Genomic DNA, 22,220 nt, shown 5'->3' with positions numbered 1-22,220 from the left:
ATTTTTTTAAGTGTCATCAATTTTCAAACATATACGAGAAAATCGGATTTACTGTTTTATTATTTTAAAATTTGATAGGCAGACAATGCCACTAGATAGGCAAATCCGCTCATAAAAATGAGTTGGATTACTGGCCATTTCCAAGAGTTAGTTTCCTTTTTTACAATGGCTAGCGTAGAAATACATTGCATTGCAAAAGCATAAAATAGCAGTAAGGAAACGCCGGTGGCAAAATTGAAAATCTTTGAACCATCCGGTTTTACTTCGGCAGCCATTTTGTTTTTAATAGTGGTTTCATCATCGCTATTTCCTACGCTGTAAATGGTGGCTAAGGTTCCAACAAAAACTTCTCTTGCGGCAAATGAAGTAACTACAGCAATTCCAATTTTCCAGTCGTAACCCAATGGTTTTATTACAGGCTCGATGCTTCTACCGATAATTCCTATATAAGAATTTTCTAATTTGTAGGCTTCCACATTACGTTCAATAACCGACGGATTTATTTTTAACTTGCTCGAATACACTTCGTTTTCAACAATTTGTTGCGCGTTTCCAAACGTATTTTTTGGTCCGTGTGAACCTAAAAACCAAAGTATTACTGAGATTGCCAAAATGATTTTTCCGGCGCCAAAAACAAACGCTTTCGTTTTTTCTAAAACATTAATTCCAACATTTTTAAACATCGGAATTTTATAACTTGGCATTTCAACAACAAAGTAGGATTTGCTTTTAAATTTTAAAATTTTGTTTAGAATTATTGCAGCAACAATTGCCATAAAAAATCCTAATAGATACAAAACCATCAAGGTTAATCCTTGTAAAGAAAAGAAACCAATAATTTTTTTGTCGGGAATAATTAACGAAATCAATATTGCATACACAGGTAATCGTGCCGAGCAGGTTGTGAATGGCGTAACCAAAATGGTAATCAATCGTTCTTTCCAGTTTTCAATATTTCGAGCACTCATAATGGCTGGAATAGCACAAGCAGTTCCAGAAATTAGTGGTACAACGCTTTTGCCCGAAAGTCCGTAACGACGCATAATTTTATCCATCAAGAACACCACGCGACTCATGTAACCACTTTCTTCAAGCACAGAAATAAACAAAAATAAAAACGCTATTTGAGGTACAAAAATTACGATTCCTCCAATTCCTGGAATAATTCCTTCTGCAATTAAATTGGTAAATTCTCCAGCTGGCAAATGTATTTTTGCGTAAGCTGCCAAACTTGTAAAAGTTTCATCAATAAAATCCATCGGATAACTCGACCAATTAAATATCGATTGAAAAATGAGCATTAAAATTCCGAAGAAAATTACGTAACCAAAAAATTTATGCGTCAAAACTCGGTCCAATCTTGCTCTGATATCCGTAGCTTTGGAAACGTCAATTTTCTGACCAATCTTTAAAGTATCGTTTATAAATTGGTATCTTTTTATGGTCTCTTTCTGCTGTAATCGTTTTAAATCGTTCTTCGATTTGGTAAAATTACTTTCAATTTCGTTACGTTCTAAGTTCAAGAAATTTACATCTTGCGTAATTACCAACCACAGTTTATACAACAATTGGTTTGGAAACGCTTTTCTCAATTTATTAAAATATTCTTCATCAATACTTGATGCATTCAAACACGGTTCTTTTGAAAGCGATTCGTATTTTAAAATCAAATCTTTTATTTTATCAATGCCAATATTTTTTCGAGAACTTACAAGTGCGATTTTAGTGTTTAATTCTTTTTCAAGAAACGGAAGATCTAAGTCTATTCCTTTTTTGGCCATTTGATCACTCATATTGATAACCAAAATTGTCGGAATTTCTAAATCTTTAATTTGAGTAAAAAGTAATAAATTTCGTTTCAAATTTTCAACTTCTGTAACTACAACAGCAACATCGGGAAAGTATTCGTCGTTTTTATTCATCAGCAACTCAATCACCACATTTTCATCAATCGAGCTGGCGTTAAGGCTATACGTTCCAGGTAAATCTAGAATTGTAGCTTTTACATTTTTGTTTAAATTGCAAGAACCAATTTTCTTTTCTACCGTAATTCCAGGATAATTTCCCACTTGTTGACGCAAACCTGTAAGCTGATTGAAAACCGAAGTTTTTCCAGTATTTGGATTACCAATAAGTGCAACTTTTATAGTTTTATGAGCCATTATATTGAAGTATTATCCATCGAAATTTCAATTTCTTTAGCCGTTTCTAATCGAATAGCCACATGCGAATCATTAAAAATAAAATACAACGGATCGCCAAACGGCGCAATTTGAAACAACTCAACCTCATTACCAGGTAAACATCCCATTTCTAGCAATTTCAAAGGAATTTCGTCAATATTAATATCCAAAATTACAGCCTTCTGACCTTTCTTTAAATCTGCAAGAGTTAGTTTCACTAGTTTATTTAGATTGAATTAAAATACAAAAATACATATTTGTATTAAAACATTTACGATTTGTAATAACTTTAAGTTTTTAGGAGCAAATGGTTCGGGAATTATCCGCCAATCCTATTCCTGCTGTACAATGCAATCTGTATAATTTCTAATCGCAATTATACAGGATTTCCATTGCCATCAGGGCTAATCAGCCGTTGTCTTTCTCTTTTATTTGTCGTTTTCACACAACCACAAAATATCTTCCAACAATTGCTTAACATTTTTAATTCCTTTTTCTGTCGGTTGATCAAGATTGGTTCCGTCATAAAAACCGCGAACTCGTTTTTTAGAATCTACCAAAACAAAATTTTCGGTATGCACCATATCATACATTTCTTCGGGCTTGCCAGTTTTTACCGCCAAATAGGATTTTCTTGCAATATAATAAATGTCTTTTTTATCTCCAGTTACCAAGTTCCATTTACTATCAATCACACCTTTTTCTGATGCGTATTTTTTCAAGATTTCAACCGTGTCAATTTCCGGTGTAACCGAGTGCGAAAGCAACATTACCTTAGGATTATTTTTTAATTGTTCCTGCAACCAAGCCATATTATTGGTCATTTTTGGACAGATACTTTTGCACGTCGTAAAGAAAAAATCGGCAACATAAATCTTTCCTTCATAGTCCTTTTGAGTAATCGTTTTTCCATTTTGATTGGTAAATTTAAAATCAGGAATTCTATGATTATTGGCAACATATTGTACGGTAGAATCTACCAACTCCGGATTTACATCACTCGGATTATAAATTGGAAGCATTTTTTTTGGTTTCAAAACCATATAAAAAGCAGTAACAGTTACGATAGAAAAAATGACGAAAAAACCGATGAAAATTTTATATTTCTTTAAAATAGAAAGCATTGTAATTTTTTTGCAAAGTTACAAAACTCCTTTTGTAATTTTTACCAACGCACGCAGTAAAACTTTGTAATTATAGCTAATTTAACATTAGTTTATCGTAAAAATAAATAGATTTGTAAAAACAATCTAAAAACTCAATTAATGAATAGTAGAACTAATTTAAAATTTGGTTTGCTTGTTGCCAGCTTATTTGCAATAAACCAATCGAATGCACAACAAAAAAATCCAGGAATCAATCTTGATTTAATGGATAAATCGGTGAAGCCAAGCGATGATTTCTTCAAGTTTGTAAACGGAACTTGGTTAAAAAATACTGATATTCCAGCCGACAAAACACGTTGGGGTAGCTTTGACGAGTTGCGACAAAATACAGATAAAGATGCACTTGCCATCTTAAACGAAGCAACTAAAAATCCAAAATACAAGTCCAATACCGATCAAGGCAAAGCCATCAGTATGTACAAATCGGTTATGGATACTGTAGCGAGAAACAAACAAGGAATTAATCCAATAAAACCGTATTTAGCTAAAATCGATGCTGTAAAAAACGCTAAAGATTTACAAAAACTGATGATGGAAACCGAAGCTCAAGGTGGTGGAGTTGGTTTTTTTGGAGTAGGAGTTGGTGCTGATGAGAAAAACAGTAACCGAAATGTGGTAAGTCTTGGACCAGGTGGTTTGGGTTTACCAGATCGTGATTATTATGTTTCTGAAGACAAAGATTCTAAAGAGAAAAGAGATAAATATGTACTTCATGTTGCCAAGATGTTACAATTTTTGGGCGACAAACCTGAAGTAGCTAAAGCAAATGCTGAGAAAATTTTGGCTTTAGAAATTCAAATGTCAAAACCAAGATTGGATAGAGTAGAACGTCGCGATAGTAAAAAACAATACAATCCAACATCGGTAGCCGATTTGCAAAAAATGTTACCAATTGTCGATTGGAATACCTACCTAAAAGGAATTGGATTTAAAAAAGTGGATACCATAATCGTATCGCAACCAAGATATATTGGAGCTTTGCAAACTATTTTATCTGAAAATAAAGTAGATTCTTGGAAAGCTTACATGCGTTGGATGTTACTTCGCGGTGCATCAAGTCAGTTATCTACCGATATTGAAACTGCCAATTGGGAGTTTTACGGAAAAACATTAACCGGTGCTTTAAAACAAAGGCCAAGAAATGAAAAAGCATTACAAGTTGTAAATGGTACAGTTGGTGAAGCTTTAGGAAAACTATATGTAGAAAAAATGTTTCCTGCCGAAGCTAAAGAAAAAGCTTCTAAAATGATTAAATACGTGATGCGTGCCTATGAAAATAGAATCAATAACCTAACTTGGATGTCGCCAGAAACCAAAGTTAAAGCGGTAGAAAAACTGAACAAGCTTACGGTAAAAATTGGTTATCCAGATAAATGGGAAGACTATTCTGCTTTAGCAATTACAAGTCCTTCTGAAGGTGGAAGTTATTTTGATAATGTAAAAAGTATTTCAAAATGGCAGTGGAAAAAAGATCTTGAAAAGTTAGATAAACCTGTTGATAAAACAGAATGGGGTATGTCGCCACAAACGGTAAACGCTTACTACAATCCATCGTATAACGAAATTGTGTTTCCAGCTGCAATTTTACAACCACCATTTTATGATTATAAGGCAGATGAAGCTGTAAATTATGGCGGAATTGGTGCCGTAATTGGACACGAAATTTCTCATGGATTTGACGATCAAGGTGCAAGTTACAATGCAGATGGAAACCTTATCGATTGGTGGACAGCGGAAGATTTAACGAAATTCACGGCGCTTGGTGGTGCGTTAGCCGATCAGTATTCAGCTTTAGAACCGTTACCAGGAACCAAAGTAGATGGTAAATTTACTCTAGGAGAAAACATTGGAGATTTAGGCGGAATCAATGCAGCTTATGATGGTTTGCAATTGTATTTAAAAGAAAATGGAAATCCAGGTTTAATAGATGGTTATACGCCAGAACAAAGATTGTTTATTTCTTGGGCAACTATTTGGAGAGGAAAAATCAGAGACGAAGCTTTGAAAAATCAAGTTAAAACCGATCCGCATTCACCAGCAATGTATCGTGCTTACGTACCGTTAATAAATTTGGATACTTTTGTGCAAGCATTCGGTATTCAGCAAGGTGACGGAATGTACGTTGCTCCAGAGAAGAGAGTTAGAATTTGGTAATATTCCAAAACGAAAATAAAAATGGCGCGAATTTCGCGCCATTTTTTTATACTTTTTTTACAAATTTGTACTGCAGCTTTTCTTCAATTTTGAAACTTGAAATAGTTTTTCCTACCGATTGTTTTTCAAATGAAAATTCGGGTAAAACCAAGTTTTGTTCAGCAGCTTTCTCGGTGTAATATTCTTTTCTAGTAAGGTGAAAAGGATAAACTGCGTTGTACACTTGATTCCAAATTACTTTTTCGTTTTCCTTTTTTTGGAGGATAGTTTCCACAATTCCGATGCAATCTTTTTGGTGAATTAAATTAACTGGTCCATCTGGATTTTCGATATTTTTTCTTCCAGATAAAAATTTTATTGGATGTCTATCTTCGCCTATCAATCCGCCAAAACGTATAACTATTGATTCAAAATTACTGTTTTCTAGCAACAATGATTCGACTTTCAATAATTGCTTACCGCTTTCTGTATCTGGAATGGGCAAGTCATTTTCTGTAAATATCGGCAATGTAGATGCATCAGCATAAACTCCTGTTGAACTTACAAACACAACTTTTTTTATAGAAGATTTTTCTATGTATGGAACTAAATTTTCTATCTTTCCAACAAAGTTTTCATTCGAATCGCCTCGCAATTTCGGAGGAATATCTACTATCAAAACTTCAGAATCTTTTAAAAAATCTTCAATTTTTCCGTCAATTTTATCTTCGAATAAATTTATTTTAAACGCTGTAATTTTTGCTTGTTCCAAGACAATAATTTTATCGTCCGAAGTAGTTGATCCATTAATTTGAAACCCTTTTTCAAGGAGCGATTTTGCTAATGGCAATCCAAGCCAACCGCAACCTAAAATACTTATTTGCATGATTATTTTATTGTGTCTGTTGTAATTTTTAAACTATCTTGTTTATTTGCAAATCTAACTTTTGATGGTAAATTTGAAACTACACTAGCAGTTTTTATAGTTGGTTTTATTTTTTGCTGAATTATAATAGCATCGGTTAACACAAACGGTGTAGGCATCATCCAATTTTTTCTAGGAATCATTTTGAAATTGCTATTGGTAAGTAAGTCAAATGAACTTTCCATCACATTCATATCTAATTTGGTATTGCTATCGGTCGAAAATTCCAATTCAAGCGGAATGTTGTCAACCACATAATAGCTTAAAATCTTATTACTTGTTTTACCCGAAATTTTACTTTCTAAATCTATTGCTTGTACACCGTTGGCTTTCAAATTACTAATTTTAGAATTCGAAAAAATATCATAACGATTCACTTTTCGGTTGGGAACAATTATAATTTTGTATCTACGAAGTTTTCCAACAATAGTATCTTGTACAAATTGAATTGTTGGTTTTGCTATGTTTTTGGTCGGAGCATTATGCATCAGGGTAAATTCTGAACCGTATTTACTATACAATTTATTAGCGTTTAATGAGGTTGCTTTTTGCGGTTTTTCACCTAAATAATTTTTGGTCCAAGCATCTAGATTTTTATCATAAGTTGTCCAATACGCCTTGTTTGTATCGCCGTTTAGCAAATAAACCAAGCTGTTCGGTTTAGCTTTACCAACTTCATAACCAGATGATAAGTGTGCTTTAATAAAAAATCCGATTCCGAGAATTGTAAAAAATAATGCCCAACTTTTTTTCTTTTCGAAAGCACCAAATAACGGCAGTAGTAATGTAAAACTCAACACAGTTAAAACGGCACTTCCAACCAGAATTTTTAAACCTAAACCAACAGGAAACATTTGTACAAACGGAACTATAATAAGTAAAGTAGGAAGTGATAAGATACAATTTATCAACCAATTGGATTTTTGGGTTATCGTGTAAAATCCTAAAGCCAATAAGGCAGCAATAACTGGAAGTAATAAAAAGGCACCACCTTGCAATTTTATTGCAATTCCAATATTTAATAAAATCCAAATCAGTAGTGGTGCAATGAGTTGGTTCATCTCTGGATTTCGCTTTCCGGTATTTTTGTAAAACAAGAAACAGATAGCCAAAGTACTACTTACAAATGCATGAATATAATCGTGTCCGTTGTAGGTAAATCCGTGAAGAATGTCGTTGTATTGTGGGTAGAATATTAGTAGCAATTTCCATCCTATAAAAGCAATAAAACCTGAAACAAGCAATGCTCCAAAAAGAGGTACAAATCCTTTTATGATTTCGTCAATTCTTAAAATGTGCTTTCCTAATCCAATAACAGTAAAAATCAATAGCAATCCGAAACTTATAATAAGCAACGGCAATATCCAAGTGAATGGGTAACTAACTAAAGTAAATGGAACTGAAAAATAAACGCGTTCAGTGTCAGATTCTAAAGATGATATCGAAGCATTACTAAAATAATTCAGTAACGGAACCAAATAGGAACCTTGATGCGCAAGAGTTCTCGGATCAAGATTTTCATACGAATCTTGCGCTGTATGATAATTAAAATGATTGTCAATAAAAGCAAAATTAAATCCCTGAACACCACCTTTTTCTCTAAAAACAGTCAAGTCGGTATCATTGGGTAACATTTTGTAAATGCTGTACATTAAGGAGTTACTTACAGGAAAATCTACATTGGCATCGCTAAAAGCTTCTACCATTTTAGCATTTCCCTTAGTAGTTTCCATGAGCATATAACTCGGACCAGAACTTCCTCTTGCTTCAAAATTTAATGCCAATCCAACGTTTTTTGCCCAATTATGTTGCGTAACAAATAGTGCCGCGCCATTCAATCCCAACTCTTCAGCATCGGTAAAAAGTAGGATGATATCATTTTTGTGTTTGGTTTTAGTGTGCAAAAATGCGCGTACACTTTCTAAAATAGTCGCAATACCACTGGCATCATCGCTAGCGCCTTTCGAAAAAGAATGTGGCGCCGAATCATAATGCGACAATAATAATAATGATTTCTTAGAATCTGAACCTTTTATTTTAGCAACAATGTTTTTACTAAATACCAACGTACCTTTTTCGGTCATTGTAAAACCTTCTTGAAAGCTCGGTTGTAACCCAAGGTTTTGTAGCTCTTTCAACAAATATTGCGCTACAACTTCATGATTTTTAGAGCCAACATAATGCGGTTGCGCAGCGATTTCTTTCACTTTTTCCAAAGCACGTTTGGTAGAAAATTTCGAAAGCGATGTTTCGGTAGTATCATAACCTTGAGGCATCATAAAGAAAAAAGTGCCAAAAATCAAAGCCGATAAAATCAGAATTGTGTAAACAGAAGTATATTTTTTTTGCATCCTAATATTCTTTTTTTACCAGCATATAAAAATCATTATCTAGAAATCGATACCCTTGGTCGTATATAAAATGATACGTATTTCCAGTATTGGTATTTAAAACCGAAGTAAAAAACTCGAAGTCAAAACCCTTACTCAGCAATTTAGTTTTGCTTATTTTCGATTTTCCATCGGGATTAGCTTCCACCAAAATGCGATAGTTTTTTCGTAATTTGTTATTCACATTGCGCATATAATTGTTACTGTCTTTGTTCATTTTATTGTTGTAGGCATTTCGGCAACCGTCGCTGCAGAACTTTTTGTCCTCGCGGCCTACAATTTTTTCGTTGCATTCTAAACAGTTTTTACTCATAGTTCTCAAAGTTTTTTAGGAGCAATTGGTTTGGGCATTTTTATCAACCCTATTCCTGCTTTACGTTCAAGTCGCGATGAAAAATCGCGAGCTTTTCACTGCAATCAGGGCTAGATTATTTTGGTCTTGTTTAAATATTATTTTCCAACATAACGTCCTTCTTTACCACTTTCAATATCTTTTATTATCAATTCAGTTGGATAACCAAAATAACCAATAGATGTTTTTATAAAATATTTTGGTTGGTTATTTTGATAAATAGTGTCATTTTTTAATGTCTTAAAATCTACTCTTAATACATCACCGAGATACAATCCACCAGAAAATTTCCACATATAATCCTCTAAATCTTCATTATTTACTGAACAAGAACAAAATAAGTAAAAAAATATTAGGCAAAAATATTTCATCGTAATTCTTTTAAAATCAATCAAATATATAAATAAATTTCCATTTACAAACGTTTACAAACAATTACAACCGAAATTAAATGGTTATGTACCGAATACTATTTGCCAATCGTCACAACTTTGCATCGTTGATTTGAAACAACAATCATCATAAATCATTTAATAACAATTTAAATTTACACGCCATGAACGCATTAAAAAACAGAGTACAACTTATCGGACACGTAGGACAAGAGCCAGAAATCAAAAATCTTGAAGGAGGAAAAAAATTAGCAAATATTACACTTGCTACCAACGACGTATATTACAAAGAAAACGGTGATAAGGTCGAAAATACCGAATGGCACCGAATTACCGCTTGGGGAAAAACAGCCGAAATTATCGAGAAATATGTAGTAAAAGGTAAAGAAATTGCCATTGAGGGAAAACTTACACACAGAAGTTACGACGATAAAAACGGAGAAAAAAGATACATTACAGAAGTCGTTGCCAATGAAATATTATTGTTAGGAAAATAATTTAGGCGATGCAAGTAAAATTATTTACCATACGAATGGATGCCGATTTTTTAGAATTTGATCAAAATAGCTTGAACGATTTTCTTGAAAATGTCACTTTTAAAAAATCGGACACCCATTTTATCGAATCAGAAAGCAGTTGCTGGTCGGTTTTAATTCATTATGAAAATGAGGTTGAAACTCAAGTTGCTGCCGCAGCTGAAGAAATACTTTTATCAGAAACTGATGAAATCCTTTTTGAAAAACTCAAACTATGGCGTAACGAAAAAGCACAAGAATTGAGTTTACCTCATTATATGATTAGTCATAATTCAGAATTAAAAAATGTTGCTATTAAAAAACCTTTTGATAAAATTCAACTAAGAAAAATTAAAGGTTTTGGCGAGCTAAAATCTGAGAAATACGGACACGAAATTATTGCTTTAGTACATGCAGTAAAGTAAATAATCAAAAAGTAAAAGATCTTCAAAACCGAAGGTCTTTTCTTTTTTTGATAATATCTTAAAAAATGTGTTTTGCCATTCGAAACGTATTGGCATGCGCTTCAATAATAGTTTTAATTTCTGGAGAATATCCGCCACCCATACTTACTTGTACCGGAATTGCATGTTGTTTACAAATAGAAAAAACCAGTTCGTCTCTTTTTTTACAACCTGAAAGCGAACACGATAATTTTCCAAGTTTATCAGTTTCTAGAATGTCGACACCAGCTAGATAGAAAATAAAATCAGGTTTTTGTTGTGCTATCAATTGAGGTAAAATTTCGTTTAAAATAGATAAGTAAGTGGCATCATCAGTATCATCTTGTAATGCAATATCCAAATCAGAAGTTTCTTTTTTAAACGGATAATTGGATTTACCATGTATCGAAAAAGTAAAAACATTGCAATTGTTTTTAAATATTTCTGCGGTTCCGTTGCCTTGATGTACGTCTAAATCTAGGATTAAAATTTTAGATGCTAATTTGTAGTCTAGTAAATATTGCGCTGCGATAGCTTGATCGTTTAAAAGGCAAAATGCTTCACCATGGCCAGAAAAAGCATGATGTGTTCCACCTGCAATATTAAATGACACTTGATGACTAAATGCTTTTTTGCAACCCATCAAAGTTCCTTGCGCTATCCGCAATTCGCGTTCGACCAATTCCGCAGAAAGTGGAAAACCTATTTTTCGAGCAGCTCTAGCGTCTAAAGTTAATTGCTTTAAACTATTCAAATATTCTAAAGTGTGTACTTTTAAAACATGACTATCATCAATAATTTCAGGTTCAAAAAAGTCGTTTGCGCCAGCAGTTCCTTCATGTAGCAATTGTTGCGGTAGCAACTCATATTTTAGCATAGGAAAGCGGTGCCCGTCGGGTAAAGGATGTTTGTATTTTGGATGAAAAGCAATAGGAATCATTAGTCTTGATTCATTATTTCTTGAAAATGGTTTACAAATAGTCCAACATGATAACCATCCATTAAACCATGATGCACGTGAATCGACATCGCCATGGTTTTTTTACCGTTTTCATCTATCATTTTTCCGAAAGATATTTTGGGACAACTGTCTGGCCAAGTAAAACTTCTCGCATGCGATAATGATGTAAAATTTACCCAAGGTAAAGCTGAAAAGTGAATTAAATTTTCTGGATATTCTCTCGTAAAAAGTCCGGTTGTGGATTGAATTCTATCAATTTCTGTTTTGGAAAGAGTTTCAAAAGAGTTCAAGTTTTCATCATATTCTATTAACGAAAAACCAAATGTTTTATCTTCACGCATGATGGTTGCAGAAGCATCAATTCTATCAAAAATGTAGATTTCATCTTCAATTATTCGAAATCGAAAACATTCAAATTCATTTACTGCTTGAAGTGTTTTATGAAGGTAATAAATAAAAAAGGAAACACCCAATTCTTTGGATTTTGCATAAGCTTTTGAGCAATCTATTGTTGTTGTAACACCAAAAAAAGGCTCTTGCATTTGTTTAAAAAACAAAAAGTGTTCTTTTCTATTCCAAGTTTCGAGGTTTAGTTTTTGCTTCATATACTAGTCAAAATTTAAACCATTAAGGTATTAGTTTCATTAAGATTATTCCCTAATTTTCTTAACGTTCTTAATGATTTAAAAAAAATTATTTTAATAATATAGGTAAAACTTCGGTGATTTTTTCTAAAGTTTTAAATTTTGGATGTTCCACTTTATGACTTATTTTTTCATGTTCCCAAGTGGTGTGAAACGGAATGTGAACAGCGTAACCACCAATTTCTAAAACGGGTAAAATATCTGATTTTAGTGAGTTTCCAATCATGAAAAATTCATCGGCATTGATTTCCAATCGCTTCAATAAATCTTGATAATCGTTTTCTTTCTTGTCACTCATTACTTCAATATGATGAAAATAATGACCTAATCCTGAATTGTGCAATTTTCTTCTTTGGTCTAATAAGTCGCCTTTTGTGGCAACAATTAGTTTGTACTTTCCATGCAATGCAGACAAGGTTTCTTCAACTCCATCCAATAATTCAATTTGTTTTTGAAGCAACTCTTTTCCGTATTCAACAATTTTTTCAATAATTTCTATGGAAATGGTTTTATTAGAAATTTTCATTGCAGCTTCAATCATCGAAAGAATATAACCTTTAATTCCGTAACCATATAATTCTAAATTGGCAATTTCGGTTTTAAATAATTCTTGCGACAAACCTTGATGCGACAAATAATCGCTCATCAAGGCACAGAATTTTTGTTCTACTTCTTGAAAATAAGGTTCGTTTACGAATAAAGTATCGTCGGCATCGAAAGCTATTACTTTTAGGTTCATTCGTTAAATTTTAAAATAGAATATTGTTTTGACTTAACATCGAAATAACCCAAATAATAAGAAGTGTCCAATTTAAAAACCGTGTGAGAAGTTAGGTCCTTTTTATCGGATAAAAATTTCCTGATCTTCTCAAACGCTAATGGCTTTAAGGCACCTTGAATATGATTTCCATTTTGATCGAGTAAACTATCAAAATAAACTACCTTTCTATTGGCATAAGAGTTAAAATTTTCTAAAACTGGATTAGCTACAGCATAATAAAGTAGAGTGCCTACTGCTCCAAACATTGCACCATAAAAAACACCTTTGCTTTCTTTAACTTCAGAGACGCTTCCAAAAGTGGTGTAGTACTGATTATTGGTCTCGTAAAGAGATATTCCAACATTGAGGTTGTTTATTTTTCTTGTAAATTGACTAGTTTCAGTGAGAGTTCTTTTATTATTAATGCTTCCATTTTCTTGAATAACCTCCGAATTTTTAAATGTTATTGGTTTATCATTAGTAATTTCATACTCTTTAAGTACAGCATCATCTAGATTTTTGATTGTAAAAATAGCTTTTGAAGAACTTGTTTTAATTTGATACAATTTATCGTCTTTTAAAAAAGAATTTGAATTAAGTTCGGAAGTGTTAAAAAATTTGTTAGGAGTGTTTTGATAGGTTTTTCCTACTATGCTGTATTTTTCTAAATCAATTGTAAAGAGATGAGTATAAGTAACGTCAGTGTCAATACTTATTTTTATCTGGTTGTTATTTACATAACATTTTCTTTTTTTTGCGCTTTGAGATAAAGAAATCGGACTTTTAGAATCGATTAACTCCAACGAATATGAACTCTCCAACGGATCAAAAGCTTCTTCAAAAGTATCTAATAATGTAGAACGATGATATAATCGAAGCCCATCTAAATTAATTTCTTTTGTTTCTAAATTTCCATTTGTATTCAGTAAATATAATTTAAGAGCATTTTTATCTTTAAGTAATGAAAGTACAACAAAGCGATTTTTTACCGATATTGCTTTAAGATAAACTTCATTTTTAAAAGCTAAATCAAAAGTAGCACTAGTAGTTTTAGAACTTTGAAAATCAAAAGTTTGCGAAATGATTTTTTTTTGATTAGAAATTGACCAATATACCGTTGGTTTTCTTTCAAAAACAACTGTTCCTAAAACTTGAGCATTTTTGTCAGGTTTATCAGCGCTTAAAGAATCAAGAATCATCATTTTTTCATTTAAACGCAAAGATGTTATTGTTTTCTTATTGTTTAAAAATAAATTTATATCGTTTGTTTCTTCATCAATAATTTGAAAAGCTTCGGTAGATTTGTCAAGGTTTAAATTCAACGATTTTACCAATTCTTGACTAGCTGATTTTAATCCAAAAAAAACCGTAAACAGTAAAAATAATACTTTCATATTAGTTTATTAATTAACTTATAATTGCGCCATTAGAAACTCCGTCAACATCTGGATTTACAAAAACTAATTTTCCATCAGGTAAATTCGTCATCAAAATCATTCCTTGACTTTCAACGCCACGCAATGCTCTAGGTGCTAAATTCACCAAAACGGTTACTCGTTTTCCAACCACTTCCTCTGGCGAAAAATGTTCTGCAATTCCAGAAACTATTGTTCTTACATCCATTCCAGTATCGACTTTCAAGACTAAAAGTTTGTTGGCTTTTGGCATTTTCTCAGCTTCAATAATGGTTCCAACACGTAAATCTAATTTCGAAAAATCTTCAAAAGTTGCTGTCTCTTTTTGCGGTTCTATCACGGCGTTTTCGGCTTTATTGGCTACTTTGGTAGCTTCTAGTTTGTCTATTTGTTTTTGAATTTCGGCATCATCTATTTGAGAAAATAATATTTCGGCCTCACCAATTTTATGTCCAGCGGTTGTTAAATTCCAATTTCCAAATTCCAAATTCCAATCGTTCACTTCAATGTTTAAAATTTTTGTCAATTTTTTAGAAGTAAACGGTAAAAACGGCTCACATAGGGTTGTTAAAACCGATGCAATTTGCAACGCCAAATACATTTGCGTTTGAACTCTAGCAGGGTCCGTTTTTACCATTTTCCATGGTTCTTCGTCGGCTAAATATTTATTTCCTAAACGAGCAACATTCATCATTTCGCCTTGTGCTTCTCTAAATCTGTAACGCTCTATTGAAGAAGAAATTACTGCTGGATAGGCTTTTAATTCGGCTAAAGTTTGATTGTCAACATCACTAAATTCGTTTGGAGTCGGAACTATTCCGTCGTAATATTTGTTTGTCAAAACCACAACACGATTGATGAAATTTCCAAAAATAGAAGCCAATTCGTTATTGTTTCTCGCCTGAAAATCCTTCCACGTAAAGTCGTTATCTTTAGTTTCTGGTGCATTTGATGTCAAGGCATAACGCAATGAATCTTGCTTATCTGGAAAATCTTGTAAATATTCGTGCAGCCAAACTGCCCAGTTTTTAGAAGTAGAAAGTTTGTTTCCTTCTAAATTCAAAAATTCATTCGCAGGCACATTATTTGGTAAGATAAAACTTCCTTCGGCTTTCAACATCGCTGGAAAAATAATGCAATGAAAAACAATATTGTCTTTTCCAATAAAATGAACCAGTTTGGTATCGTCTTTTTTCCAGTAATCTTCCCAGTTTTTTCCTTCTCTTGCAGCCCATTCTTTGGTTGCCGAAATGTATCCAATTGGCGCGTCAAACCATACATAAAGTTTCTTTCCTTCTGCTCCTTCCACTGGAACGTCAATTCCCCAATCTAAATCACGCGTAACTGCACGAGGTTTCAAGCCGTCATTCAACCACGATTTGACTTGTCCTAAAACGTTGTCTTTCCAATCTTTAGCGTGATCTACTAAAATCCATTTTTGTAAAAAATCTTGGTATCGGTCTAAAGGTAAAAACCAGTGTTTTGTCGATTTTAAAATCGGAGTTTCACCAGTAATTGTCGATTTCGGGTTTATTAAATCTGTAGCATTTAACGTCGAACCACATTTTTCACATTGATCGCCGTATGCTTCTTCGTTGCCACATTTCGGACAAGTTCCAACCACAAATCGATCTGCCAAAAACTGATCGGCTTTGGCATCATACAATTGCTCGGTAACTTCTTCGATAAAATCGTTGTTGTCATACAATTTTCTGAAAAATTCTTGCGCCGTATCGTGATGAATTTTAGACGAAGTTCGAGAGTAATTATCAAATGATATTCCGAAATCTAGAAAGGATTTTCTAATGATTCCGTCGTATTTATCGATCACTTCTTGCGGCGTAATGCCTTCTTTTTTGGCTTTCATCGATATCGCAACGCCGTGTTCATCGCTTCCGCACATAAACGCTACATCTTTTCCTTGCAGTCGCAAATAACGCGCATAAATATCAGACGGAACATAAACGCCAGCCAAATGTCCAATATGAATCGGACCATTTGTATAAGGCAAGGCAGCAGTAATTGTATATCTTTTAGCTTCGCTCTGTTCGGCAAAGCCTCGGGTTGTATTTTCTAACATTTTAAATTCTGTATATATATTTTGCAAAAATAAGCAATAGAATCTATAGTTTATAAGTTTTTTATTTGAAGCTTTTTCCAGCTTTCCGCTATATCTTTTTATACCTGTCAGGTTTTTAGAAACCTGACAGGTATAAAAAGGATGCCGCTTCAATCTGGGCTAGGGCAATCGTTTTCAGAAGAACTTTTTGGTAGAATTAAATTTGATCTTTTTCAAGAAAGCAATATAGAAGTTGACACGATTTGCACGAATTAAAAAATGCTTAATTAATTGCACAAATTCATATCTGCTTTCAGCCGATTTCTCAAAATTTAAACATCGTTCAATTTGCTGAAATTTGCTGAAATTTGTGGTGATTTTTTTTAAGCACTTCAATTATTCAAATTGCTTTTAGTAGATTTTCGTGAAATCTTAATGACAATCCAATTCGTGAAAATTCGTGAAATTCGTGTGAAAAAATTTTTACATTTGCTAAAGATTAAAATCCTAAATGAAAAAATCTATATTGTTTATCCTATTTTCTTTACTCTCAATCAACATCCAAGCTCAAAAAAAGATGATTACACCTCCATATCTAAAAAAAGGCGACACTATTGCCATAGTTGCAACAGCTAGAAAAAATATTGATGACAATTTAAAGCCAGCCATTTCTTGGTTAAAAAATTGGGGTTTAGAAGTTGTAATTGGTACTACCATAGGTTTAGACAACAACCAACTCGCCGGAACTGATGAACAACGTGCAGCCGATTTTCAAACGCAATTGGATAATCCAAATATCAAAGCAATTTGGTGTGTTCGCGGTGGTTATGGAACTGTGCGAATGATTGATTTATTAGATTTTACAAAGTTCAAACAATCACCAAAATGGATTGTTGGTTTTAGCGACGTCACGGTTTTACACAGTCATTTAAATACAATGGGTTTTGCCTCGATCCACGGCATTATGCCTGTGAGTTCCAAAGCATCTGAAGAAGCGAAAGAAACGTTACGAAAAGCACTATTTGGAGAACCTTTAGAATTCACCGTTCCGTGTGAAAACATGAATCGATTAGGAAAAGCAAAAGGCGAATTGGTTGGTGGAAATTTATCCATTTTGTACAGTTTGTTTGGTTCACTATCGGCAATAGATTGTTCGGATAAAATCTTGTTTATAGAAGATTTGGACGAATATTTATACCACATTGACAGAATGATGATCAACTTAAAACGAAACGGTTGCCTAGAAAGTTTAAAAGGAATAATCGTTGGCGGAATGACCAAAATGAAAGACAATGACATTCCTTGGGGAAAAGATGCCTTGCAAATTATTGATGATGTAACTAAAAATTACAATATTCCTGTGATTTATAATTTCCCAGCAGGTCATATGGCCGATAATCGCGCATTGATTTTTGGTAGACAAATTTCTATGGAAGTGAATGATTTGGAGAGCAAAGTAGTTTTTGAATAAGTTTTGTCATGCTGAATTTATTTCATCTTCTTCGATTAACAACTTTTAAAAAATTTTGAAATAAATTCAGAATAATAGGTATTAAATATGGCAGATCACAACGATTTAGGAAAGCTAGGAGAAGAACTTGCTGTAGAATACCTGCAAAAAAATGGCTATGAAATTTTAGAAACTAATTGGGTTTTTCAAAAAGCTGAAGTCGATATTATTGCTAGAAAAGATGCTGTTCTTGCCATTGTTGAAGTAAAAACCAGGTCGTCAATTGATTTTGGATTGCCGCAGGATTTTGTTAAACCAAAAAAAATCCAGCTCTTGGTTAAAGCCGTAAATGAATATGTGATTTCCAATGATTTAGATTTAACTGTTAGATTTGACATTATTGCAATAAGCAAAGAAGATAAAGAGTTTTCAATAGAGCATATTGAAGATGCATTTTTTCATTTTTAAATCTGAACAACGTATAAATTTATAGTTATTGAATTATATTTAAACTATTTGCATTATTTTTGCCAAAAACACCTACATGCTATGAAAAAAATACTAACAATTGCCTCATTGTTCAGTTTCTTTTTGCTTTTTTCTCAAAATAATATTGCTAAAAGAATACAAAGTTTGCAAAGTGAGAAAGCTATTTTTAGAAACTTTAAAGTTTTAAATGTCACGCAAGACTTACCTAGTGATGCAATAAATAATGTGGTTTCAAACGCTACTTTTGCAAACGTTGACCTTGCTGTTCTTAATCAAATAGTTGCTAGTAAACCAAGCATTATAGAGCTAGACATACCTTACAACAATGAAATTTTAAAAATAGAATTGTACCAAGTTGACTTGTTCGCAGAAGGTTTTCACGTTGATTCAGATAAAAGTCAAAATATCCCTTATGAAAAAGGAGTTTATTATAGAGGAATTGTAAAAGGTGATTATACGTCGGTAGCCTCTTTTAATTTTTTCAACAATGAATTTAATGGAGTTGTATCGGCAACCGGATTGAGTAATGTGGTAGTTGGTAAATTAGATAAATCCAACAACGTTGAAAATTATATCGTATATGCCGATCAAAATTTGAAAATATCAAATGATTTTCAGTGTGCTGTGAAAGATGATGGTTCAGATCATTCTAACGAAACACATTCGGATGCAGGAAGAAATGCTAACAGTACGCGATGCGTAACTATGTATTTCGAGTTGGATTATAATTTGTATACAAGTAATGGAAGTAATACTACAACCACAACTAATTGGTTAACATCGGTTTTTAATAATGTACAAACATTATATACGAATGATGGTATTACCATTTCCTTAAAATCAATGTTTATTTGGACGACACAAGATCCATACTCTGGAACTGGTTCTTCAGATTATTTATATCAGTTCAACTCAATTCGTCCAGTTTTTGATGGAGATCTTGGACAATTACTAGGAATTGATCCTGGTGGTTTAGGTGGCGTCGCTGTTGGAATAAATGGTCTTTGTTCTCAAAATAATTTTAGTTATTCAGACGTGAGTTTTTCATACAATACAGTTCCAACCTACTCGTTTACGATTATGGTTATTGCTCATGAGTTTGGACATTTGTTAGGTTCGCGTCATACGCATGCATGTTCTTGGAACGGAAATAATACTGCAATCGATGGTTGCGGACAACAAGCTGGTTATACTGAGGGTAATTGTGCAACTGGTCCAATTCCTTCAACTATAGAGAAAGGTACTATAATGAGTTATTGTCATTTAGTTTCTGGCGTAGGTATTAATTTCAACAATGGTTTTGGTCCGCAGCCAACTACACGAATTTTAAATGCAGTAAATAACGGACAGTGTCTAAGCACCGATTGTATCAATACTTGTATCAATACTATAGCTTCTGTAACAATGGTTAGTGTGACTCCAACTTCGGCTCAAATATCGTGGCCAATCACTAGTGGATACAGTTCTTGGCAGGTTGCAGTTTATCTATTTGGAGGTTCACCAACTTCTTTCACAACAGTTACAACAAATACTTTTACTGCTACTGGTTTGATTCCAAATTCCTACTATGTAGTCGAGGTAAGACCAACTTGTACAACAGGTTTGGTATCATCTAGTAGAGAACTTATTTTTGTAACGTCAACCAATTATTGTGCTGGAACTACAATAAGTGACACAGGTGGTGTAACAGGAAATTATACTAACGAAGAGAACAGTGTAAGAGTGATGATTCCGCAAACTGCTGGACAAGCAATTACTTTAAGTTTTTCGGCATTTTCATTAGAGTTGGATTACGACTACATTTATGTTCACAATGGTAATTCTACCAATGCCGAATTGATGAATGTTGGTGGTTCAACAGGTACAACTATTCCTGGACCTTTTACTTCAACAGCACCAGATGGTTCGTTAACACTTCGTTTTTTTTCAGATCAAGGCGTAGTTGATAGTGGATTTGTAGCAAATACTTCTTGTGCAACTCTAGGATTGAGTGCTAACTCGATAATTGATTTTACCTATTATCCTAATCCAACATCGGATGTTGTGAATATAATTTCTAAAAGTTCCATCACATCTGTAGCTGTATACAATGTTGCTGGTCAATTGTTATATAACAAAAAGCTTAATGAACTAAATACTTCGGTCGATATTTCAGGATTTGCAAAAGGAACCTATTTTTTCAAATTGTTTTTTGATGAAAAAGAAGTTAATTTCAAAGTATTGAAGATGTAAATTCCTTAAATAAGTTAAAGAAATCCGCCTCTTTTGGCGGATTTTTTGTTAAGTTATGTTTTTTTTAACTTTTTTTTAACTTTTTACAAAATCCAGACCAGTTTTTTCAACGTATTTAAAGTATGAACAAAAAAATCTTATTAAATATGAAAAAATTTAACTACACATTTCGAGTACTAGCACTAATGTTAGCTACTTCATTAGTATTTTCAGCAGCATCTTGTAGTGATGATGATGAAAATAATTCAACAACTCCTACACCACCGCCACCACCGCCACCGCCAACGGTAATTACACCACAAATTAACATTACAACATTGTCTAATAACAATTCAATTGTAAAGTACAATACCAAAAATTTATCAACTGCATTATCTACTACACCAGTTACAGGTTTACCTGCTAATGAAATGTTATTAAGTATCGATTATAGACCAGCAACAGGTCAATTGTATGCGCTAGGTTCTTCAAGTAGATTGTACATCATCAACGAGCAATCTGGTTTGGCAACACCACTAGGAACTGCAGCATTCACACCCGCATTAGATGGTGCTAACGCTTCTATCGATTTCAATCCAACGGTAGATAGAATTCGTTTAGTAACTGAGTCCGGACAAAATTTACGTTTACATCCAGAATTAGGAACTGTTGTTGCTACTGATGGCGCTATCAATGGTGGAACTACTCCACGTGTTGGAGCTGTAGGATATACTAATAGTGTTTCTGGTGCAGCAACAACTATGTTGTTTGACATCGATTTCCAATCAGATAAATTGTACATACAAAATCCACCAAATGATGGAGCGTTACAAGAAGTTGGAAACTTAACAGTAGATTTCCAAGGTGTTGGTGATATGGATATTTTAACAGATAATTCACAAGCACTTGCTGTTACATTCAACAACAATCAATCTAAATTATATAAAATTAATTTAGTTACTGGTAAAGCTACAGATATTGGTACATTCAGTTCACCAGTAGTAAGTATAGCTTTCAAAACTAATCCAATCGCTTTCGCAACTACTGCATCTAATGAGTTAGTTCGTTTTAACCCAACAAATGCTTCATCTACAACGGTTGCAATGACTGGTTTAATGGCAGGTGAAACGGTAGTAGGTTTAGATTTTAGACCAGTAAGAGGACAATTGTATGCAGTGACTAATCAAAGTAGAATGTTAACAATAAATACTGCTACTGGTGCTGTTGCACAAGTTGGTTCAACTTTGTCACCAGCGTTAGCAGGTACTTCATTTGGTTTTGATTTTAATCCAACAGTTGATCGTATTAGATTGGTAAGTAATACAGGACAAAATTTAAGATTACACCCAGATTTAGGAACAGTAGCATTTACTGACGGTAACTTAAATCCAGGTACTCCATCTGTAAACGGAGCAGCTTACACTAATAATTTTGCTTCATCTACAACAACCACTTTGTATGTTATAGATTCTGAAACTAATATGTTGTATACTCAAAATCCACCGAATAACGGTACTTTAGTTGCAGTAGGACCTTTGGGAGTTGATGTTGATGCGAACAGCGGTTTCGATATTGGAGGAAGCAGCAATGCAGCATTTGCTTTATTAAAAGTAAATAATGCTACAGCAATTTACTCTATCAACCTAGCAACTGGAGCAGCTACAAAAGTATCTGACTTTAATGTGCAACCAACAGCAATGGCAGTTGGATTAGGTTTCTAAATAAAATAGGT

The 22,220-nt window shown here is 33.3% G+C and carries 19 protein-coding genes; 7 read left to right on the top strand and 12 right to left on the bottom strand.

What is annotated here, in order from left to right:
• Positions 1-59: 59 nt before the first annotated feature.
• The 3 genes from feoB to ACZ098_RS07015 form a co-directional block, all read right to left on the bottom strand.
• Positions 60-2,162: a ferrous iron transport protein B gene (feoB, locus tag ACZ098_RS07025; RefSeq protein ID WP_487311032.1), complete on the bottom strand. Its 2,103-nt coding sequence runs from the start codon at positions 2,160-2,162 to the stop codon at positions 60-62.
• Entirely contained in the window at positions 2,162-2,401 is a 240-nt protein-coding gene (locus tag ACZ098_RS07020; RefSeq protein ID WP_487311031.1) for a FeoA family protein, read from the bottom strand. Before ACZ098_RS07020 ends, feoB begins: the two co-directional genes overlap by 1 nt.
• 210 nt (positions 2,402-2,611) lie before the next feature.
• A complete protein-coding gene (locus tag ACZ098_RS07015; protein WP_487311030.1) occupies positions 2,612-3,307 on the bottom strand; it encodes an SCO family protein in 696 nt (231 codons plus the stop codon).
• 141 nt (positions 3,308-3,448) lie between these two features.
• On the opposite strand from ACZ098_RS07015, the gene ACZ098_RS07010 reads away from it, so the two are divergent.
• Complete coding sequence (locus ACZ098_RS07010; RefSeq protein ID WP_487311029.1) at positions 3,449-5,503, top strand: M13 family metallopeptidase; 2,055 nt, start codon at positions 3,449-3,451, stop codon at positions 5,501-5,503.
• A 46-nt stretch (positions 5,504-5,549) separates the two neighbouring features.
• On the opposite strand, the gene ACZ098_RS07005 is transcribed toward ACZ098_RS07010, so the two are convergent.
• The 4 genes from ACZ098_RS07005 to ACZ098_RS06990 form a co-directional block, all read right to left on the bottom strand.
• Positions 5,550-6,368 (bottom strand): NAD(P)H-binding protein, encoded by an 819-nt coding sequence (locus ACZ098_RS07005; protein ID WP_487311028.1) that lies wholly within the window; start codon positions 6,366-6,368, stop codon positions 5,550-5,552.
• Positions 6,369-6,370: 2 nt separating this feature from the next.
• A complete protein-coding gene (locus ACZ098_RS07000) occupies positions 6,371-8,758 on the bottom strand; it encodes a M20/M25/M40 family metallo-hydrolase (RefSeq protein ID WP_487311027.1) in 2,388 nt (795 codons plus the stop codon).
• Position 8,759: 1 nt separating this feature from the next.
• Entirely contained in the window at positions 8,760-9,110 is a 351-nt protein-coding gene (locus tag ACZ098_RS06995) for a hypothetical protein (RefSeq protein WP_487311026.1), read from the bottom strand.
• Between the two features lie 137 nt (positions 9,111-9,247).
• Entirely contained in the window at positions 9,248-9,520 is a 273-nt protein-coding gene (locus tag ACZ098_RS06990; protein ID WP_487311025.1) for a hypothetical protein, read from the bottom strand.
• 185 nt (positions 9,521-9,705) lie between these two features.
• Between ACZ098_RS06990 and ACZ098_RS06985 the strand changes: the two genes are divergently transcribed.
• Together ACZ098_RS06985 and ACZ098_RS06980 are read left to right on the top strand one after the other, a co-directional pair.
• Positions 9,706-10,038, top strand: coding sequence for a single-stranded DNA-binding protein (locus ACZ098_RS06985; RefSeq protein WP_487311024.1), 333 nt, complete (start codon positions 9,706-9,708; stop codon positions 10,036-10,038).
• An 8-nt stretch (positions 10,039-10,046) separates the two neighbouring features.
• Positions 10,047-10,481 (top strand): HRDC domain-containing protein, encoded by a 435-nt coding sequence (locus tag ACZ098_RS06980; RefSeq protein WP_487311023.1) that lies wholly within the window; start codon positions 10,047-10,049, stop codon positions 10,479-10,481.
• Between the two features lie 58 nt (positions 10,482-10,539).
• Here the strand turns inward: ACZ098_RS06980 and ACZ098_RS06975 are convergent, their stop codons facing one another.
• The 5 genes from ACZ098_RS06975 to metG form a co-directional block, all read right to left on the bottom strand.
• Positions 10,540-11,439, bottom strand: coding sequence for a histone deacetylase family protein (locus tag ACZ098_RS06975; RefSeq protein ID WP_487311022.1), 900 nt, complete (start codon positions 11,437-11,439; stop codon positions 10,540-10,542).
• On the bottom strand, positions 11,439-12,065 hold the full coding sequence (locus ACZ098_RS06970) for a CatA-like O-acetyltransferase (protein ID WP_487311021.1): 627 nt from the start codon (positions 12,063-12,065) through the stop codon (positions 11,439-11,441). Before ACZ098_RS06970 ends, ACZ098_RS06975 begins: the two co-directional genes overlap by 1 nt.
• Positions 12,066-12,153: 88 nt before the next feature.
• A complete protein-coding gene (locus ACZ098_RS06965; protein WP_487311020.1) occupies positions 12,154-12,843 on the bottom strand; it encodes an HAD family hydrolase in 690 nt (229 codons plus the stop codon).
• Entirely contained in the window at positions 12,840-14,258 is a 1,419-nt protein-coding gene (locus ACZ098_RS06960) for a hypothetical protein (protein ID WP_487311019.1), read from the bottom strand. The genes ACZ098_RS06965 and ACZ098_RS06960 overlap by 4 nt, the downstream gene beginning before the upstream one ends.
• A gap of 13 nt (positions 14,259-14,271) precedes the next feature.
• The gene (gene metG / locus ACZ098_RS06955; protein ID WP_487311018.1) at positions 14,272-16,359 is read right to left on the bottom strand and encodes a methionine--tRNA ligase; all 2,088 of its coding nucleotides are present in this window, start codon (positions 16,357-16,359) and stop codon (positions 14,272-14,274) included.
• A gap of 490 nt (positions 16,360-16,849) precedes the next feature.
• Between metG and ACZ098_RS06950 the strand changes: the two genes are divergently transcribed.
• The 4 genes from ACZ098_RS06950 (at position 16,850) to ACZ098_RS06935 (ending at position 22,209) form a co-directional block, all read left to right on the top strand.
• Complete coding sequence (locus ACZ098_RS06950) at positions 16,850-17,809, top strand: S66 peptidase family protein (RefSeq protein WP_487311017.1); 960 nt, start codon at positions 16,850-16,852, stop codon at positions 17,807-17,809.
• Positions 17,810-17,896: 87 nt separating this feature from the next.
• The gene (locus tag ACZ098_RS06945) at positions 17,897-18,256 is read left to right on the top strand and encodes a YraN family protein (RefSeq protein WP_487311016.1); all 360 of its coding nucleotides are present in this window, start codon (positions 17,897-17,899) and stop codon (positions 18,254-18,256) included.
• A gap of 81 nt (positions 18,257-18,337) precedes the next feature.
• The gene (locus tag ACZ098_RS06940) at positions 18,338-20,509 is read left to right on the top strand and encodes a M12 family metallo-peptidase (RefSeq protein WP_487311015.1); all 2,172 of its coding nucleotides are present in this window, start codon (positions 18,338-18,340) and stop codon (positions 20,507-20,509) included.
• 146 nt (positions 20,510-20,655) lie between these two features.
• Positions 20,656-22,209 carry a DUF4394 domain-containing protein gene (locus ACZ098_RS06935; RefSeq protein WP_487311014.1) on the top strand — a complete coding sequence of 518 codons (1,554 nt, stop codon included), beginning with the start codon at positions 20,656-20,658 and terminating at the stop codon, positions 22,207-22,209.
• The last annotated feature ends 11 nt before the right edge of the window (positions 22,210-22,220 follow it).

This window comes from Flavobacterium sp. SP2, from assembly GCF_057626655.1.
The sequence above is the reverse complement of the archived record's forward strand: the minus strand, read 5'-3'. Positions and strand labels throughout refer to the sequence as shown.

What these genes read in the sequence shown, in the direction of transcription:
- feoB (WP_487311032.1), bottom strand. Translation starts at nt 2,162, where the DNA reads ATGGCTCATAAAACTATAAAAGTTGCACTTATTGGTAATCCAAATACT.
- ACZ098_RS07015 (WP_487311030.1), bottom strand. Translation starts at nt 3,307, where the DNA reads ATGCTTTCTATTTTAAAGAAATATAAAATTTTCATCGGTTTTTTCGTC.
- ACZ098_RS07010 (WP_487311029.1), top strand. Translation starts at nt 3,449, where the DNA reads ATGAATAGTAGAACTAATTTAAAATTTGGTTTGCTTGTTGCCAGCTTA.
- ACZ098_RS07005 (WP_487311028.1), bottom strand. Translation starts at nt 6,368, where the DNA reads ATGCAAATAAGTATTTTAGGTTGCGGTTGGCTTGGATTGCCATTAGCA.
- ACZ098_RS07000 (WP_487311027.1), bottom strand. Translation starts at nt 8,758, where the DNA reads ATGCAAAAAAAATATACTTCTGTTTACACAATTCTGATTTTATCGGCT.
- ACZ098_RS06995 (WP_487311026.1), bottom strand. Translation starts at nt 9,110, where the DNA reads ATGAGTAAAAACTGTTTAGAATGCAACGAAAAAATTGTAGGCCGCGAG.
- ACZ098_RS06990 (WP_487311025.1), bottom strand. Translation starts at nt 9,520, where the DNA reads ATGAAATATTTTTGCCTAATATTTTTTTACTTATTTTGTTCTTGTTCA.
- ACZ098_RS06985 (WP_487311024.1), top strand. Translation starts at nt 9,706, where the DNA reads ATGAACGCATTAAAAAACAGAGTACAACTTATCGGACACGTAGGACAA.
- ACZ098_RS06980 (WP_487311023.1), top strand. Translation starts at nt 10,047, where the DNA reads ATGCAAGTAAAATTATTTACCATACGAATGGATGCCGATTTTTTAGAA.
- ACZ098_RS06975 (WP_487311022.1), bottom strand. Translation starts at nt 11,439, where the DNA reads ATGATTCCTATTGCTTTTCATCCAAAATACAAACATCCTTTACCCGAC.
- ACZ098_RS06970 (WP_487311021.1), bottom strand. Translation starts at nt 12,065, where the DNA reads ATGAAGCAAAAACTAAACCTCGAAACTTGGAATAGAAAAGAACACTTT.
- ACZ098_RS06965 (WP_487311020.1), bottom strand. Translation starts at nt 12,843, where the DNA reads ATGAACCTAAAAGTAATAGCTTTCGATGCCGACGATACTTTATTCGTA.
- ACZ098_RS06960 (WP_487311019.1), bottom strand. Translation starts at nt 14,258, where the DNA reads ATGAAAGTATTATTTTTACTGTTTACGGTTTTTTTTGGATTAAAATCA.
- metG (WP_487311018.1), bottom strand. Translation starts at nt 16,359, where the DNA reads ATGTTAGAAAATACAACCCGAGGCTTTGCCGAACAGAGCGAAGCTAAA.
- ACZ098_RS06950 (WP_487311017.1), top strand. Translation starts at nt 16,850, where the DNA reads ATGAAAAAATCTATATTGTTTATCCTATTTTCTTTACTCTCAATCAAC.
- ACZ098_RS06945 (WP_487311016.1), top strand. Translation starts at nt 17,897, where the DNA reads ATGGCAGATCACAACGATTTAGGAAAGCTAGGAGAAGAACTTGCTGTA.
- ACZ098_RS06940 (WP_487311015.1), top strand. Translation starts at nt 18,338, where the DNA reads ATGAAAAAAATACTAACAATTGCCTCATTGTTCAGTTTCTTTTTGCTT.
- ACZ098_RS06935 (WP_487311014.1), top strand. Translation starts at nt 20,656, where the DNA reads ATGAAAAAATTTAACTACACATTTCGAGTACTAGCACTAATGTTAGCT.